Source organism: Actinopolyspora sabaoui, from assembly GCF_051225635.1.
GTDB lineage: Bacteria > Actinomycetota > Actinomycetes > Mycobacteriales > Pseudonocardiaceae > Actinopolyspora.
The window spans coordinates 64,046-80,052 of sequence record NZ_JBMIHH010000007.1; the positions used below are offsets into that span (position 1 = coordinate 64,046).

Consider the following 16,007-nt stretch of genomic DNA (forward strand, 5'->3'; position numbering starts at 1 on the left):
TCTAGCGCGGCGAAGGTGCCGTGAACACCACTCCGGCACACCTCATTGGACTGCCCACCGGGGGTCGTCAATTTCTCGCGAAATCGCCGCGCCGCAGCGCGGAACCCCGGGCACGAAGCCGTGCTTAGGGCGTTCAGCCGGGGCATGGGGTGCCCGGCCGGGCGTCAATTTCCCAAGAAATCGCCGCGCGGGGAGAAGAGAGCGGCGAGTCGGCAACGACCTCAGCAGCGGCCCTGGCGCCAGTAGCCCATGAACGCCACGGAACCGCGCGGCACGCCGTAGCCCTGCACGGTCATCCGGCGCAGCCGCTTGATGACACCGGCCTCACCGGCGAGCCAGCCGTAGAGCTCACCGTTCGCGACGTCGAGACTCTCGTCGTAGGCCGGATCCTGGTGCTTGCTCCCCGGGATCTCCCAGAGCAGGTAGTTGTCGACGTCCACGTCCTCCAGCGCGGCCCTCGCCTCGTTCGCGGCGGGGCAACCGTCCACCTTCGGCCCGGCGCACAGCTCTCCCAACGCGGTTTCGAGTGCCTGCTCCAGCAGCTCACCGTGCTCACTACCGGCGATGTCACGCGGCAGCCACCGGATCTCGACCCCACTCGGAACGTGGTCCCACGCCTGAACATCGGCCTCGCTGGGCACCTCCAGGCAGGCGATCCCACGTGAGTCCTCGGGCAGCGACTCCAGGATGGCCGCCACCGCCGGGATCGCGGTCTCGTCGCCCGCCAGCAACAACCGCCGCGCGGTGGCGGGTGGGCACCACTCGCAGCCCCACATCCTGCCGGATCCAGGACGGTCGGGCCCGAGGATCGCCACCCGGTCACCGATGCGGGCACCACTCGCCCAGGCGGAGGCCGGTCCGCTGGCCTCCTCGCCGGAACCGTGCAGCACGAAGTCGATGTCCATCTCCGCGAGCTCGGGGCGGAACGACCGAACGGTGTAGGTCCGCATGGTCGGCCGGATCTCCTCCGGCATGGCCTGCCAGGTTGGGTACCAGTCATGGCCGTCCGGCACGTCGGCCACCGTTCGGCCGGGCCTGGGCAGCATCAGCTTGATGCGCTGGTCGACACCACCGGCACCGAAGGAGCGCAGCCCCTCGCCCGAGAAGGTGAGCCGCACGAAACTGGGACTCAGCTGCTGCCTACCGGCCACCTCGACGGTGTAGACCCGGGATTCGGGCCTGGCGGTCGCTTCGGATCGCGTGCTCGCGGATGCCGCGGCACGTACCGTCCCGGTAGCAGTGGCCATACCGTTCCTCCCAATCACGAGATACGGTGCTTCGGTGAGGCTAGCCTTCGCTTCTGCAGTAAGGTTAGCCTACGCTCAGCCAATTGACGACAGGTGATCGGGCGTGTCGCACGACACATCTCGAAGGCACCCCCGGAAGCGGAGCGCCCCGAACCAGGTCCGCCCCCGGAAGCGAGCGGAACGCTCCGGAATCGGACAGGGCACCCCGGAACCGGGACGGCACCGGCCGCGTCCCAACCGTCGAAGCCCCACCGACCAGAACCGACCGCACGGGAGCGCCCTGATGTACGTGGAGGACACCGGTTCGGGAGACGGCGACATCCGGATCGACATCGCCGATTCCGAGTACACCGCCGAGGCCAACTACGACCTGAACGACGATGGCGTGGACGAGACCGTCGCCGTGCTGACCGACGACGGCTTCCTCGCCTACACCGACTCGGACTCCGACGGCGAGGCCGACGTGATGCGCGGCATCGACGAGCGGGGCAACGTCGTCGAGCAGGCACGCTACGACGAGTCGACCGGCGAGTGGACCAGCGAGAAACCCGACGAATCCCCGGTCGGGGAACCGAACGGCGGGGACGAGGGCCGATCGATGGTCGTGGACACCCCGCAGGGGGACCGCGAGGTCGGCCCACCCACCGAGGACACCAACAACGACGGCAAAGCCGACACCGCGATCGTCGACACCGAGCACGGCCAGATGATGGTCACCGACGCCGACGGGGACGGCTCCGCCGACCAGATGGTCGAGATCAGCGACTCCGGAGAGGTGACCGTCGCCAAGCACACCGGCGACGGGGAGTGGACCGTGGTCGAGCAGGGCCGGGTCGACGGCCAGGGACAGTACGCGGCGCAGCAACGTTCCTTCGAGGTCAACGGCACCGAGGACTGGCTGTGGAACGGCGAGGAACGGGACGGAACCGACCGCGGTGACGCGGCGGGCACCGATCCGGCCGACGACTCGTTCTGGACCTGAGGCGCACGCCGCGCGGAATACCCCGGATTCCCCGCGCCGAAGCCCGAAGCCGCTAACACGAATAGCGGAAATTCGGATCAAAATGTGCTCCGTAACACATCGGATTTCCGCGGATCCGCTCGTGAATAATCATCCGAACGAGCGGGTCCGCGAGGCTCGACGACGGAAAACATCGGTCCAGCACTCCTCGGAACAGTCGGATTTCCGCGACACCCCGCTATCTGAATCGATTCCCTTATCGTTCTTGTGAGGGAAGTGACAGGACTGATCTCCGCCAACCCCGGCACCTCCGGTTAGCCTCGGTACATCCCCAAATGCAGCTCCGTCCGGATTTCCGGGCGGAGCGAAGCATTTTTGAAAGCTCCGCCGGCCCACGCGTCGGCGAGAGGAGAGAATCCGGGCTGTGGCGCCCAGTCAGGAGACACGACGCGATGACCGCTTTGACCATCCCCGGTCTCGACCAGGCACCCGTGAATCACGAACGCCTGTTGTCCTGGGTACGTGAAGTGGCGGAGCTGACCACGCCCGAGCAAGTCGTATGGTGCGACGGATCGCAGCAGGAATGGGAACGCCTGACCAACCGACTGGTCGAGGCCGGTACCTTCAAGCGTCTGGACGAGTCGAAGAAGCCCGAGTCGTTCTGGACGGCCTCAGATCCCACCGACGTCGCCCGGGTCGAGGAACGAACCTTCATCTGCTCCCGCGAGAAGAAGGACGCCGGGGTCACCAACAACTGGATGGACCCCGACCAGATGAAGGCCACCATGACCGAGCTCTACCGGGGCTGCATGCGTGGCCGCACGATGTACGTGGTGCCCTTCTGCATGGGGCCGGTGGAGGCCGAGCCGCCCAGGCTCGGCGTGGAGATCACCGACTCCGAGTACGTCGTGGTCTCCATGCACATCATGACCCGCATGGGTGACCGCGTGCTGGAGCGGTTCTCCGAGAGCGAGGACGTCGAGTTCGTGCCCGCGCTGCACTCGGTGGGTGCGCCGCTCGAATCCGGCCAGGAGGACTCCGCTTGGCCGTGCAACGAGATCAAGTACATCACGCACTTCCCCGAGGAGCGGCTGATCTGGAGCTTCGGCTCCGGCTACGGCGGCAACGCGCTGCTGGGCAAGAAGTGCTACTCGCTGCGCATCGCCTCCGCGATGGCCCGTGACGAGGGCTGGCTCGCCGAGCACATGCTGATCCTGAAGCTGATCTCGCCCGAGAACAAGGTCTACTACGTGGCGGCCGCGTTCCCCTCGGCGTGCGGCAAGACCAACCTGGCGATGCTGGAGCCCACCATCCCGGGCTGGCGCGTGGAGACCCTCGGCGACGACATCGCCTGGATGCGGTTCGGCGAGGACGGCAGGCTCTACGCGGTCAACCCGGAGGCGGGCTTCTTCGGTGTCGCGCCGGGCACCAACTGGAAGACCAACCCGAACGCGATGCGCACCATCGAGCGGGGCAACTCCATCTTCACCAACGTCGCGCTGACCGACGACGACGACGTGTGGTGGGAGGAGATGGAGGGGCAGCCGCGGCACCTGACCGACTGGAAGCGGCAGGACTGGACGCCCGACTCGGACGAGAAGGCCGCCCACCCGAACTCCCGCTACTGCACACCGATGTCGCAGTGCCCGATCCTGGCTCCCGAGTGGGACGACCCGCAGGGTGTGCCGATCTCGGCGATCCTGTTCGGCGGCAGGCGCAAGACCACGATCCCGCTGGTCAACGAGGCCTTCGACTGGCAGCACGGTGTCTTCATGGGTGCCACGCTGTCCTCGGAGAAGACGGCCGCCGCCGCGGGCAAGGTCGGCGAGGTGCGCCGCGACCCGATGGCGATGCTGCCGTTCATCGGCTACAACGTCGGCGACTACTTCCAGCACTGGGTGAACATGGGCAAGGAGGCCGACGCCTCCAAGATGCCCAGCATCTACTACGTCAACTGGTTCCGCAGGGACCCCTCGGGCAAGAAGATCGTCTGGCCCGGGTTCGGCGAGAACTGCCGGGTGCTGAAGTGGATCGTGGACCGGCTGGAGGGCAACGCCGCAGCCGAGGAGACCGCGATCGGCCGCGTGCCCACCGCGGAGGAGCTCGATCTCAGCGGACTGGAAGCCACTCACGAGGAGATCGAGCAGTCCCTCGAGGTGAGCCTGCCGGAGTGGCGCGAGGAGCTGCCGCTGATCGAGGAGTGGTTCGACACGATCGGCGAGGACCTGCCCACCTCGATGCGCGACGAGCTGGAGGCGCTCAAGCAGCGCATCGGTGAGTGACGCTTCGACGACGTTTCGCGAATCCGAGGGGTGTCGACATTCCGTCTTCCGGAATGTCGGCACCCCTCGGGTTACGCAGCTTGGGTTACGCAGTGCATTGCGCGAATCGAATTCACCCGAAAAGAACCCCCGAAAGGGTGGTTCGACACGCGCCGGTAAATGCACCGAAAACCCACGATCGGGGGTAATCACGGATATTTTCGCGAAATCGCGGCCGCCCGAACGGGCCGGGACCGCCACGAGCGGCACAAACGAGGGCGAGGGATTCCTCGACCCGTTCGCACTGCGTAGGAACACTCAGGGTCACTTGCGTAGGAATTGATTGGCCGGAACCGGACAAACCGGTGCACACTCGGAAACGTCCGAGAAAAACCGGAAAGCCTGCACACCCCGGGAGGTGTGTCATGGTAGATCTGGCGATGATCGCACTGGTCCTGGTCGCGCTGCTGGCCGTTTGGCTGTTCCTGCGGGGGGCCGACAACGCGGGCAGCCGCCGAAGCGCCGGGTTCGCCCGTTACCACCGTCGCGTCGTTCCCCCGACCCCGAGTCACCAGAGCACCACCGAGGGGGGACGCTCCGAGGACCCGCACGGCACCGCCACACGCGACAGCGTCCCGCACGGCCCGGAAGCGTATCGCTCGATGCTGTCACTACGCAGGAAGCGGGCCGAGAAGCCCGACAACGACTGATCGAAAAGGCCGACCCCGCCGTGCTATCCGTCCTGGGCCGCGCTAGCCGTCCTGGGCCGCGCTAGCCGTCCTGGGCCGCGCTAGCCCTCGTCGGGCCCCTCCGAGTCGACGGCCGAGGCCGCGTGCGTGGGGTTGAGCACGCGCGCCAGGAAGTTGCGAGTGCGCTCCCGCCGCGGGTTGCCGATCACGTCGGCGGGCCTGCCCTGTTCGACGATGGCGCCGCCGTCCATGAACAGCACCCGGTCGGCGACCTCGCGGGCGAACTGCATCTCGTGGGTGACCACCAGCATGGTCATGCCCTCGTCGGCCAGCCCGCGCATCACGTCCAGCACGTCACCGACCAGCTCCGGGTCCAGCGCGGAGGTGGGCTCGTCGAACAGCATCACGTCCGGGTCCATCGACAGCGAGCGGGCGATGCCGACCCGCTGCTGCTGGCCGCCGGACAGCTGGGCGGGAGTGGCGTTTTCCTTGCCTTCGAGACCGACCCTGCGCAGATTCTCGCGGGCGGTCTCCTCGGCCTTGGCCCGGTCGCGGCCGAGCACCTTGCGCTGCGCGACGGTGAGGTTGCGCAGCACCGACAGGTGCGAGAACAGGTTGAACTGCTGAAAGACCATGCCGATGCGTGTACGCGCCGCGTCGATGTCGGCGTCCGGGTCGGTGAGCTCGACCCCGTCGACCACGATCCTGCCCGAGGTGGGTTGTTCGAGCAGGTTCACGCAGCGCAGGAAGGTGGACTTACCGGACCCGGAGGGACCGATGACGCAGACCACCTCGCCCGCCTCGATCCGCTGATCCACCCCGCTGAGGACCTCCAGCTCGCCGAAGGACTTGCGCAGTTCGGAGATCTCGATCTTTACGTCACTCATGTGAAACTCCCTCGGCTGCCGTTACCGACCGTCGGGTCCGAACCTGCGTTCCAACCGCTGCTGCAGCACCGACAGCGGGATGGTGATCACCAGATAGCACAGCCCGACCACCAGGATCGGGGTCATGCCCGGGTAGGTGGTCATCGCGGCGCGGCCGAACTGGGTGAGCTCCTGCTGGGCGAGCGTGGCGCCGAGCACGAACGTCAGGGAGGAGTCCTTGGTCAGCAGGATCAGCTCGTTGGTCAGCGGCGGCAGGATGATGCGGAACGCCTGCGGGATGACGACGGTGATTGTCGCTCGACCGTGCGACATCCCCAGCGAGCGGGCCGCTTCCAGCTGGCCGTTGGGCACCGCCTTGATCCCCGCGCGGATCGTTTCGGCCATGTAGGCCGAACCGACGATCCCCAGCGCGATCATGACGGTGACGTTGCGGCTGAAGCTGACGTTGTTGAAGGCGGTCGGGATGCCGATACCGACCGACAGGAACACCAGCAGCGCGGGCAGGCCGCGGAAGAACTCGATATAAGCGCCGGAGATCCAGCGGTAGGGCGCCACCGAGGACATCCGCATCAGCGCGAGCACCAGCGCCAGCCCCAGGCCGAGCGCGAACCCCGAGGCGGTGTAGAGGACGGTGTTGAGCAGCGCGGTGCTCAACACGGTGGGGAACAGCGCCCCGGCGACTTCGAGGTTGAAGAGCTGGTCCTGGAGACGCCCCCAGTCGGCGAGCAGCGCGGCCACGATCACGACCGCGAGCAGTACCGCGTACTGCACACCGCGCCCGATCTTGGCGCGTTGGCGTTTACTCATCCCGCTGGTGGCGGGTCGGGTTTGCACTGCCATCGAGGCTCCAGGGCAGTCGGAACGGGACGGACGCGGTCGGCGCCCGTCCCGCCACGTGCGAGATCGTCGGGGAGGACCGGTGTGGTCGGTTCACCCGCCGGTGCGGGTCACTTCTCGGACGGCGCGTGGCCGAACCACTTCTCGTACAACCGGTCGTAGGTGCCGTCCTGCTTGGCCTTGGCCAGCACCTCGTTGATCTTTTTCTTCAGCTTGTCGTTGCCGGTCTTGACACCGAAGCCGTACTGCTCGCTGGTCTCGAGCTTCTTGGTGACCTCGAACTTCTGGTTCTGGTCCGCGAAGTCGATCAGCGCGAAGTCGTCGTTGATCGCGGCGTCGATCTTGCCGGTGCGCATGTTCTGCAGCAGCAGGCCGAGATCGGCGAACTGCTTGAGCGTGACGCCGTTCTTTTCGGCGCGCTCCTTGGCGTACTTCGCGCCGGTGGTGCCCTTCTGGTAACCCAGCGTCTTGCCGTCGAGCGCGGCGAAGCTGTCGAGGCCGGAGCCCTTGGGGGCGAGCAGCGCCTGGGTGGCGTCGAAGTAGGGGTCGGAGAAGTCGAAGTTCTTCTTCCGGACGTCGGTGATCGTCATCGCCGCGGCGGCCACGTCGCAGTTGCCCACGTTGAGGGCCTGGCCGGACTGGATGGTGGTGAACGGCGCGTTGGTGACCTGCTGTTCGACGCCGAGGTCCTTGGCGACCAGCTCGACCAGGTCGATGTCGAAACCGACGACCTCGCCGTCCTTGCGCGATTCGAACGGTTCGTAGGGCAGGTTGGTGCAGGTGGTCAGCTGTCCCTTTTTCACCAGCGGGACGCCCTTGGCCTCACCGCCACCACCACTGCCGCAGCCCGCTACCGCAGCGACCAGCGCGAGCGCGGGTAACAGGGCCGCGGCCCGCAATGTTGTTCGAAGCGCCACAGTGTCACTCCTCCTCGACGGGAATCCGGATGCTGGGATCCTGCCATCCTCCGGGACCGTTACAAACAGCTTCGCGTGTTTCGATCACGTCAAATCCACTCGGAAGTGGGACAGCCGCACCGCGATCGATCACGCAATGCACACCCGCCGTGGCCCCGATCTATCCGGTAACCGGACGAGTTCGAGCGCAACGGCCGCGTAAGCGGAACACACGATACCGTTACTCTGATCGGGTGAAGCATTGCGGGTCGGCGAGCATCACCAAGAGTGACCGGAAAAATTTCCCGTCGAACCGGTCGAGCAGCCACTCACCGACCCACCGATCCCAAGACCGCCGGTTACCGGCAGGCGGCCAGCCGGACGCGCCGTGGACGAGCTCCTCGGCGAGGGGTCAGCGCCGGGCGTGCGCCTCCAGCACGTAGGCGACGGCGCTGGTGACCTTGGCGGCGTAGTCCAGGTGCAGCGACTCGTCCGGGACGTGGGCGTTGCTGCCCGGCCCCAGCGCCCCGGTCACCACGAACTGGGCATCGGGATAGTTCTCGTGCAGCAACCCCATGAACGGGATCGAACCGCCCAGCCCCATGCTGCGCCAGTCGTTGCCGAACACCTCGGTGCCCGCCGCGTTCAGGGCGTCGTTCAACCACTCGGCGGTCTCAGGAGCGTTGAAGCCCTGCCCCGCCTCGGCGTGGCCGAACTCGACGCTCGCACCGTAGGGGACATCGGTTTCCAGCGCGGTCCGCACCGCCTCCAGCGCCCGCTGCGGATCGGCGGTGGGCGGCAGCCGGAAGCTGAGGTCCAGTGTGGTGTGGGGGCGCAGCACGTTGCCCGCTTCCGAGGGGTGCGGCAACCCGTCGGCACCGATCACCGAGAGCGTGGGCCGCCACCAGTTGTTCAGCGCCAGTTCGGCCTCGTCGTCGCTGATCATCCGCATGCCCTCGGGCAGCTCGATGGACTCGCGCACCAGCCCCGGCGCGGCCTCGACGCCCGCCCGGGCCTCGGCCACCCGGTTCTCCGGGATGCGCACGTTCAGCTCGGGCAACCTGATCTCGCCGGTGGCGGAGTCCTCCAGCCGGTCCAGCAGCTGCCGGGCCACCCGGAACGAGTCGGGCACCAGCCCGCTGGCCGCACCGGAGTGCTGGCCCGCGTGCAACACCCGGACCGTGACGTTGAGCTGCACCATCCCCCGCAGTGAGGTGGTCAGCCACAACCGGTCGTAGTCCCCGCCGCCGGAATCCAGGCACACCACCAGGCCGACGCGGCCCAGCCGCTCACCGAGGTGCTCCAGGTAGGCGGGCAGATCGGGGCTACCGGACTCCTCACCGGTCTCCAACAGCAGCACACAGCGCGGATGCGCACCGCCGTGCGAACGCAGCGCCTCGATGGCGGTGATCGCGGCGTAGCCCGAGTACCCGTCATCCACGGCACCGCGGCCGTACAACCTGCCGTCGCGCACCACCGGCGTCCACGGCCCCAGCCCCTCGGACCAGCCCCCGACCGGCGGCTGCTTGTCCAGGTGTCCGTAGAGCAGCGCGGTCTCCTCGGAGGCGCCGTCGGTCGCGGGCACATCGACCAGCAGCAGCGGGCTCCGCCCGGGAAGCCGCAACACCTCGATCTCGGCACCCGTGATCCCACGGGCGGCGATCCAGCCGCGCACGTGCTCGACGATCGCGTCCAGGTGGCCGTTGGCCTCCCAGTCCGCGTCGAAAGCCGGGGAGACGGCCGGGATGCCGACCAGCTCGGAGAGGCTGGGAAGTATCGAGGACTCCCATTGCTGCTGCACGAAGGTGTTCACTGCTGTGCGATCCACACTCGCGATCGTATTCCCAGTCCGCGGGAAAGCTCACCCGGCCTGATGAAGACCGGCTTTGGGAAGTCCGACCTGGTGAAGGTCAGCTGCCACCACCATCACCACCGCCGCCGTCACCACCGCCGCTGTCACCGCCACCGACCGCGGCGCCGATGGCGGCCCCCGTCGCTGCCACCGCGGCCGAAACCGCCCCTTCGAGTTCCTGTCCCTTGGCGATGTGTTTGAGCCTGCTCGACTGGGACCAGCTGGTCACGAACTGCCGGTGCAGACTGCTCGGATAGGCGATGGCTACCAGCAGGGCAAGCCGATCGTCCGGCGATCGTTCGCCTCTTGAGAGCTGGACGATCTCGTCGACCAGGGCCTGCCGCGTGGCGTCGTGCGGCCGATAGCGGTCGTAAGGCAGGAAACCGAGCACCTTGTCCGACTCGTGTCGGAGGTAACCCCGTTGCTGCAGCGACGAGCGGTGTTCCTGGAACGCCCAAGTGCGCTCGCTCAGCCAGGAGCGGAACGAGAACGGTTTGGCAGCGCGTCCTGCACGGTTCACCAGAGCCGACAGTGGCCGGTCCAACGCTTCGACACCGATGGGGGTCGGCTCGACCGGACCGACTTTGACATTGCCGAACGCGGTGCGGGTCAGTTCCGCACGGCCGTGCATCACGAGCTCGGCGATCTCGGCCGCCGGAGTCACGACATCGCGGTTGACACTGGTGAAGGGCCTGCCCCTCGGAGGGTGCAGCAGCAACACGATCTGGTCCGGCAGCGACAGCGACAGATGTGCTTCCACGACGGTGATGCTAGATCACACGCACCGTCTCCGATGCCGTTTCGGACGAATCCGGACGCCGTCACCACGAGTGGAGACCTCACGTCCCGGGACCGCGCCTTCCCGGCAGGGCGCTCAGCGGCGGGAACGCGCCGCGAGCCAAGAATGACCGAGCCCGCACCGTGCGTACTCACATCGATTCAGTCCGTCCCGCCGAAATCCTCCCCGTTCGGCTCAGCCGCCGCCACCACCGTCACCACCACCGCCGTCACCGCCACCGCCACCAACACCGCCGCCCCCACCACCCGCGACCACGGCGCCGATGGTGGACCCCGCGGCGGCCACGGCAGCCGAGACCGTCCCTTCGAGCTCCTGGCCCTTGGCGATGTGCTTGAGCCTGCGGGCCTGCGACCGGTCGACGCCGAGAATGTTCCGATGCAGCCCGGAGGGATAAACGATCGCGACCAGCAGGGCCAGCCGATCGTCCGGTGAACGCTCGCCACGGGCGAGTTGGCCCAGCACGCCGATCAACTCCTGCTGGAGGGCCCCGTGCGGCCGGTAACGGTCACGCGGGATGAAACCGAGCAGCTTTCCCGCCTCGTACTCCAGATATCCCCGCTGCCGCAGAGACCAGCGCTGTTCCTGGAAAGCACCGCGCCGCTCGGCCAGCCAGGTGTGAAACGGGATCGGCTCGCCCTTCCCCGCGATTCGTCCCGCCAGCGCCGACAGCGGGCGTTCCAACGGCTCGAAACCCACCGGGGTGGAGTCGAGCAGCCCGACTTTGATGCCGCCGAACGATGTGCGGGTCAGTGCCGCACGGCCGTACATCACGAGCTCGGCGAGCTCGGCGGCCGCAGTGAGAACGTCGTGGTTGACCCCACCGTGTTGCCTGCCGTCCGAGCCGTGCAGCAGCAACACGATCTGGTCCGACAGCGACAGCGAAAGATGTGCTTCCACGGCGGCGATGCTAGATCACGCGAAACGCACTGGGGCCCGTTTCGAACGAATCAAGCCCCCGAACCGAAGCCGGTCCGGCATCGAAAGCGCGTCCCGTGGGACCCCCGAGAAGCACGCAAGAGCCCGCGATCCGAGAGTGAACGAATCTTCACCGAACGTACTCACCATCGATTCAGCATGATCCACAACAACGCTGACCAGTGCCGGAACCAGCCGGGAAAAAATCGGTTATACAACTGTCACAACGCCATCCATCGGAGATCCACCCCTCTGATGACCTGGGAATTCACCTGATCCGTCCGCGAGCTACGGTGCGCCGGACAAGGTTTGCAGGCGGCATCGATCTCTGTGTCAGGGCTCACGGAAGTGGCCGTTGTCATGCCAGGATGGCGAGGAGCGATCCAACGACCCCGATCGGATGACCCGAGACCCACCTGGTCGACGGCGCCGGTCGGGGTAACCGGTCCAAGCCGCCACAAGCGGACGGGCCGGGGTGAGACGAGGAGATCCACATGTCCCCCGAACACTGGACGCGACCGAGCCGACCCGACGATCGCGATCGACTCGCGGACACCGCGGTGCCTGCCGCAACCTCAGCAACACCAACGAGGGAGCAGGTGATCGCCGGTTTGCGTGCGACCAGCGAAGGCGGAGCTGACCTGGTTCAGCTCTTGACGCCGGAGGGTCAGCGGGTATCGCACCCGGACTTCGACATCGACATCACCGACGAGCAACTACGCGGCATGTACCGCGACATGGTGCTGGTGCGGCGCGCCGACCGCGAGGGCAACGCCCTCCAACGCCAGGGCCAGCTCGGAATCTGGGTTCCGCTGCTGGGCCAGGAGGCCGCGCAGATAGGCGCTGGCCGCGCCATGCGACCGCAGGACATGGCGTTCCCGAGCTACCGCGAGCACGGCGTCGCCTGGTGCCGGGGCATCGACCCCACCGAGCTGCTGGGCATCTTCCGCGGCACGGACCACGGCAGCTGGGACCCGAACGAAACCGGCATGAGCCTGTACACCATCGTCATCGGCAACCAGTGCGTGAACGCCACCGGCTACGCGATGGGACAGAAGTTCGACGGCAAGGTCGGCAACTCGGGTGACGACCCCGCCTCGAACGAGGCCACCATGGTCTTCTTCGGCGACGGCGCCACCAGCCAGGGCGACGTGCACGAGGGCATGGTCTGGGCCTCGGTCTACGACGCGCCGGTGGTCTTCTTCTGCCAGAACAACCAGTGGGCGATCTCCGAGCCGACCGAACGGCAGAGTCGGGTACCGCTCTACGAACGTGCCAAGGGCTACGGCTTCCCCGGTATCCGGGTCGACGGCAACGACGTGCTCGCCAGTCTCGCCGTCTCGCAGTGGGCCATGAACGAGGCCAGGCAAGGCAACGGGCCGCTGCTCATCGAGGCGTTCACCTACCGCATGGACGCGCACACCACCTCCGACGACGCCACGCGCTACCGGCTGGACGACGAGCTGGAGGCGTGGAAGCTCAAGGACCCGATCGAACGGTTGCGGGCGCACCTGCTCCGGGAGGAGATCGCCGACCAGGAGTTCTTCGACAGGGTGGATTCCGAGGCCGACGAGCTGGCGGCCAGGTTCCGCGAGTTCTGCGTGAACATGCCGGAACCACCGCCGGAACGGATGTTCTCCGCCGTCTACGCGGAGGAGAGCCCCGTGGTGGCGGCACAGCGGGAGGACTACCTGAACTACCTCGCAGGCTTCGCCGACTCCGGCCACGACACCGAGGGGAGTGTTCGCTGATGGCCGCGCCCACGATGGAATCGACCGGTTCGAGCACGACACCGACCCAGACGATCACGATCGCCAAGGGCCTGAACCAGGCACTGCGCAGCGCGATGGAGCGCGACCCGAAGGTCCTGGTCATGGGCGAGGACGTCGGCAAGCTCGGCGGCGTTTTCCGCGTCACCGACGGGCTGCAGAAGGACTTCGGCGAACACCGGGTGCTCGACACACCGCTGGCCGAGTCCGGAATCATCGGTACGGCCATCGGCCTGGCGATGCGCGGATTCCGCCCGGTCTGCGAGATCCAGTTCGACGGGTTCATCTTCCCCGGTTTCGACCAGATCGTCTCGCAGCTGTCCAAGATGCACTACCGCAGTCAGGGCAAGGTGAAGGTTCCCCTGGTCATCCGGGTCCCCTTCGGCGGCGGTATCGGGGCGGTGGAGCACCACTCCGAGTCCCCGGAGTCGCTGTTCGCCCACGTGGCGGGCCTGAAGGTGGTCTCCTGCTCCAACCCGGTGGACGCCTACTGGATGCTGCAGCAGGCCATCGACTCCGACGACCCGGTGCTGTTCTTCGAACCGAAGCGCCGGTACTGGGAGAAGGCCGAGCTCGACCCCACGGCCGAGCACCTGCCGCTGGTTAGCTCCGCCGTGCTGCGCACCGGATCCGACGTCACGGTCGCCACCTACGGGCCGATGGTCAAGACCTGCATGGACGCCGCGACCGCTGCCGAGGAGGACGGCAACGCCGTCGAGGTCGTGGACCTGCGTTCGCTCTCACCGCTGGACCTGGGCCCGGTGGCCGAGTCGGTCCGGCGCACCGGACGGCTGGTCGTGGTCAGCGAGTCACCGTCGGAGTCCTCGGTCACCTCCGAGGTGGCCACCCGGATCCAGCAGGAGTGCTTCTACTCGCTGGAGGCCCCCGTGCTGCGGGTGAACGGATTCGACACGCCGTACCCACCGAGCAAGCTGGAGGAGGGCTACCTGCCCGACCTCGACCGGGTACTCGATGCCGTCGACCGTTCACTGACCTACTGAGGGGGCAGGCATGGCGCAACTCAAGAACTTCCCGCTCCCCGACGTCGGTGAGGGGCTGACCGAGGCGGAGATCCTGAACTGGCGGATCGGGCCCGGCGACGCGGTCGAGCTGAACCAGATCATCGTGGAGATCGAGACCGCGAAGGCATCGGTCGAGCTGCCGTGCCCCTATGCGGGGACGATCAGCGAGCTGCTCGCCGAACCAGGCCAGACCGTGGAGGTCGGGACCCCGATCCTGACGATCGAACCAGCCGGCGCGGCAGGCGAGGAGCCGGAAGCGGACAAGCCCGACGAGCAGGGCGAGCAATCCGAGCAGGGCGGCAAGATCGGCGAGGAAGGAGCCGACGGCCGGATCGCCACCCTGGTGGGATACGGCCCGCGCTCGACCAGCGCGAAACGCCGCCCTCGCAAGAAGGACGCCACGGCCGGGCAAGGCAGCTCCGGCAGCGGAGGGTCCGGCAGTGCTGGTTCCGGCAGTGTTGGCTCGGGCAGCGGCGGTACCAACGGCTCGGCGGGACAACGGCCCGCCGCCAACGGTACGCCGGTGACGACCGGCGCTGGTAGCAACAGCGCTGGTACCAACGGCACCGCGATGAACGGCTCCGCCCCGGCAGTGAGCACGCCAGCCACCTCCCGGCAGGCCGAGTCGGCCGCCGTCGGCGACACGAGCGCCGCAACGGGTGGCGGGGTGCCGCTCGCGAAGCCGCCGGTGCGCAAACTGGCCAAGGACCTCGGCGTGGAACTGCGGTCGCTGCACGGTTCCGGCTCGGGTGGCGTGATCACCAGGCAGGACGTGGAACGCGCGGCCGTGGGCGACCTCACGGCCGCGACCTCCCCGGACTCCGCTCTCGGAACCCGGCCCGCTCGGGACAGCGCCGAGCGGGAACAGCGGGTCCCGATCAAGGGGGTCCGGAAGGCGACGGCACAGGCCATGGTGGACAGTGCGTTCACCGCCCCGCACGTGACCGAGTTCCTGACGGTCGATGTCACCCCGATGATGGAGTTCCGGGAGCGGCTCAAGAAGCACCCCGACTTCCGGGACGTCAAGGTCACGCCGCTGGCGATCGCGTCCAAGGCGATGTGCCTGGCCGCGAAGCGGACACCGGACGTCAACGCCGCCTGGGACGGCGAGGCGGGCGAAATCGTCTACAAGGACTACGTGCATCTGGGCGTGGCCGCGGCCACCGAGCGCGGCCTGGTCGTCCCCAAGGTGCGCGACGCGGACGGGATGTCGCTGCGGGAACTGGCCGTGGCGCTGGAGGAACTGACCAGCACCGCACGTGAGGGCAGGACCTCGCCGGAGGCGATGACCAACGGCACGATCACGATCACGAACGTGGGTGTGTTCGGGGTGGACACCGGAACGCCGATCCTCAACCCGGGCGAATCGGCGATTCTGGCGTTCGGCGCGATCCGTGAGATGCCCTGGGTGGTCGACGGCCAGGTGGTGCCGCGTCAGGTCTGCCAGCTGGCGCTGAGCTTCGACCACCGCGTGGTGGACGGCCAGCAGGGCTCGCGATTCCTCGCCGACGTCGGAGCGCTGCTCTCCGATCCGGGGATGGCCCTGACGTTTGGGTAGAACTCAGGCGACTCGGTTTCCGTAGCTGGTTACGCGGCCCGACTCACGTGTCGGGTGGACTCCCGGCAAGTGAGTCGGCGCCCCGCCGCGTTGGGCCGCTTTTGAGTAGCGGCCTACGCACGAGCCCCGGTGCCTCGCGATGCATCCGACTCACGCACCGGGGACGAGCCCGCTGCGTCGCTCGTGGTCACTTCTTGACGGCGGTCTCGGGGGCGTCGATTTCGCGAGAAATTGACACCCCCGAGCAGCGGGAGGACCCCAATTCCGTCAATTTCCCACGAAATCGTCGGGCCCCCAGCGCCGAGGAGCAGCCG

General features: G+C 67.5%; 13 protein-coding genes. 6 read left to right on the forward strand and 7 right to left on the reverse strand.

Translation table 11 applies throughout. The annotated features are described in order from the left end of the window. Positions 1-221: 221 nt before the first annotated feature. Positions 222-1,247, reverse strand: coding sequence for a siderophore-interacting protein (locus tag ACOQFL_RS14860; RefSeq protein ID WP_435544756.1), 1,026 nt, complete (start codon positions 1,245-1,247; stop codon positions 222-224). A 283-nt stretch (positions 1,248-1,530) separates the two neighbouring features. Between ACOQFL_RS14860 and ACOQFL_RS14865 the strand changes: the two genes are divergently transcribed. From ACOQFL_RS14865 to ACOQFL_RS14875, 3 genes are all read left to right on the forward strand, one after another. Then, positions 1,531-2,229, forward strand: a complete 699-nt coding sequence (locus ACOQFL_RS14865; protein ID WP_435544757.1) for a DUF6802 family protein — start codon at positions 1,531-1,533, stop codon at positions 2,227-2,229. A 431-nt stretch (positions 2,230-2,660) separates the two neighbouring features. Next, positions 2,661-4,490, forward strand: a complete 1,830-nt coding sequence (locus ACOQFL_RS14870) for a phosphoenolpyruvate carboxykinase (GTP) (protein ID WP_435544758.1) — start codon at positions 2,661-2,663, stop codon at positions 4,488-4,490. Positions 4,491-4,894: 404 nt separating this feature from the next. Continuing rightward, positions 4,895-5,179 (forward strand): hypothetical protein, encoded by a 285-nt coding sequence (locus ACOQFL_RS14875; protein WP_435544759.1) that lies wholly within the window; start codon positions 4,895-4,897, stop codon positions 5,177-5,179. 80 nt (positions 5,180-5,259) lie between these two features. On the opposite strand, the gene ACOQFL_RS14880 is transcribed toward ACOQFL_RS14875, so the two are convergent. From ACOQFL_RS14880 to ACOQFL_RS14905, 6 genes are all read right to left on the reverse strand, one after another. After that, complete coding sequence (locus tag ACOQFL_RS14880) at positions 5,260-6,045, reverse strand: amino acid ABC transporter ATP-binding protein (protein ID WP_435544760.1); 786 nt, start codon at positions 6,043-6,045, stop codon at positions 5,260-5,262. A gap of 21 nt (positions 6,046-6,066) precedes the next feature. Next, positions 6,067-6,852: an amino acid ABC transporter permease gene (locus ACOQFL_RS14885; protein ID WP_435544965.1), complete on the reverse strand. Its 786-nt coding sequence runs from the start codon at positions 6,850-6,852 to the stop codon at positions 6,067-6,069. 140 nt (positions 6,853-6,992) lie between these two features. Next, the gene (locus ACOQFL_RS14890) at positions 6,993-7,799 is read right to left on the reverse strand and encodes a transporter substrate-binding domain-containing protein (RefSeq protein WP_435544761.1); all 807 of its coding nucleotides are present in this window, start codon (positions 7,797-7,799) and stop codon (positions 6,993-6,995) included. Between the two features lie 391 nt (positions 7,800-8,190). Then, on the reverse strand, positions 8,191-9,615 hold the full coding sequence (locus tag ACOQFL_RS14895; RefSeq protein WP_435544966.1) for a M20/M25/M40 family metallo-hydrolase: 1,425 nt from the start codon (positions 9,613-9,615) through the stop codon (positions 8,191-8,193). 73 nt (positions 9,616-9,688) lie between these two features. Then, positions 9,689-10,390: a GOLPH3/VPS74 family protein gene (locus ACOQFL_RS14900; RefSeq protein WP_435544762.1), complete on the reverse strand. Its 702-nt coding sequence runs from the start codon at positions 10,388-10,390 to the stop codon at positions 9,689-9,691. Positions 10,391-10,603: 213 nt separating this feature from the next. Then, positions 10,604-11,326 carry a GOLPH3/VPS74 family protein gene (locus ACOQFL_RS14905; protein ID WP_435544763.1) on the reverse strand — a complete coding sequence of 241 codons (723 nt, stop codon included), beginning with the start codon at positions 11,324-11,326 and terminating at the stop codon, positions 10,604-10,606. A gap of 512 nt (positions 11,327-11,838) precedes the next feature. On the opposite strand from ACOQFL_RS14905, the gene pdhA reads away from it, so the two are divergent. The 3 genes from pdhA to ACOQFL_RS14920 are packed head-to-tail and all read left to right on the forward strand — an operon-like array spanning position 11,839 to position 15,693. Further along, positions 11,839-13,095: a pyruvate dehydrogenase (acetyl-transferring) E1 component subunit alpha gene (gene pdhA / locus ACOQFL_RS14910; protein ID WP_435544764.1), complete on the forward strand. Its 1,257-nt coding sequence runs from the start codon at positions 11,839-11,841 to the stop codon at positions 13,093-13,095. Further along, entirely contained in the window at positions 13,095-14,114 is a 1,020-nt protein-coding gene (locus ACOQFL_RS14915) for an alpha-ketoacid dehydrogenase subunit beta (protein ID WP_435544765.1), read from the forward strand. The genes pdhA and ACOQFL_RS14915 overlap by 1 nt, the downstream gene beginning before the upstream one ends. A gap of 10 nt (positions 14,115-14,124) precedes the next feature. Continuing rightward, positions 14,125-15,693 carry a dihydrolipoamide acetyltransferase family protein gene (locus ACOQFL_RS14920; protein ID WP_435544766.1) on the forward strand — a complete coding sequence of 523 codons (1,569 nt, stop codon included), beginning with the start codon at positions 14,125-14,127 and terminating at the stop codon, positions 15,691-15,693. The last annotated feature ends 314 nt before the right edge of the window (positions 15,694-16,007 follow it).

Bases quoted from the DNA above. Each gene is read 5' to 3' on its own strand.
- ACOQFL_RS14875 (WP_435544759.1), top strand. From the start codon at position 4,895: ATGGTAGATCTGGCGATGATCGCACTGGTCCTGGTCGCGCTGCTGGCC.
- ACOQFL_RS14915 (WP_435544765.1), top strand. From the start codon at position 13,095: ATGGCCGCGCCCACGATGGAATCGACCGGTTCGAGCACGACACCGACC.
- ACOQFL_RS14860 (WP_435544756.1), bottom strand. From the start codon at position 1,247: ATGGCCACTGCTACCGGGACGGTACGTGCCGCGGCATCCGCGAGCACG.
- ACOQFL_RS14885 (WP_435544965.1), bottom strand. From the start codon at position 6,852: ATGAGTAAACGCCAACGCGCCAAGATCGGGCGCGGTGTGCAGTACGCG.
- ACOQFL_RS14865 (WP_435544757.1), top strand. From the start codon at position 1,531: ATGTACGTGGAGGACACCGGTTCGGGAGACGGCGACATCCGGATCGAC.
- ACOQFL_RS14920 (WP_435544766.1), top strand. From the start codon at position 14,125: ATGGCGCAACTCAAGAACTTCCCGCTCCCCGACGTCGGTGAGGGGCTG.
- pdhA (WP_435544764.1), top strand. From the start codon at position 11,839: ATGTCCCCCGAACACTGGACGCGACCGAGCCGACCCGACGATCGCGAT.
- ACOQFL_RS14870 (WP_435544758.1), top strand. From the start codon at position 2,661: ATGACCGCTTTGACCATCCCCGGTCTCGACCAGGCACCCGTGAATCAC.
- ACOQFL_RS14880 (WP_435544760.1), bottom strand. From the start codon at position 6,045: ATGAGTGACGTAAAGATCGAGATCTCCGAACTGCGCAAGTCCTTCGGC.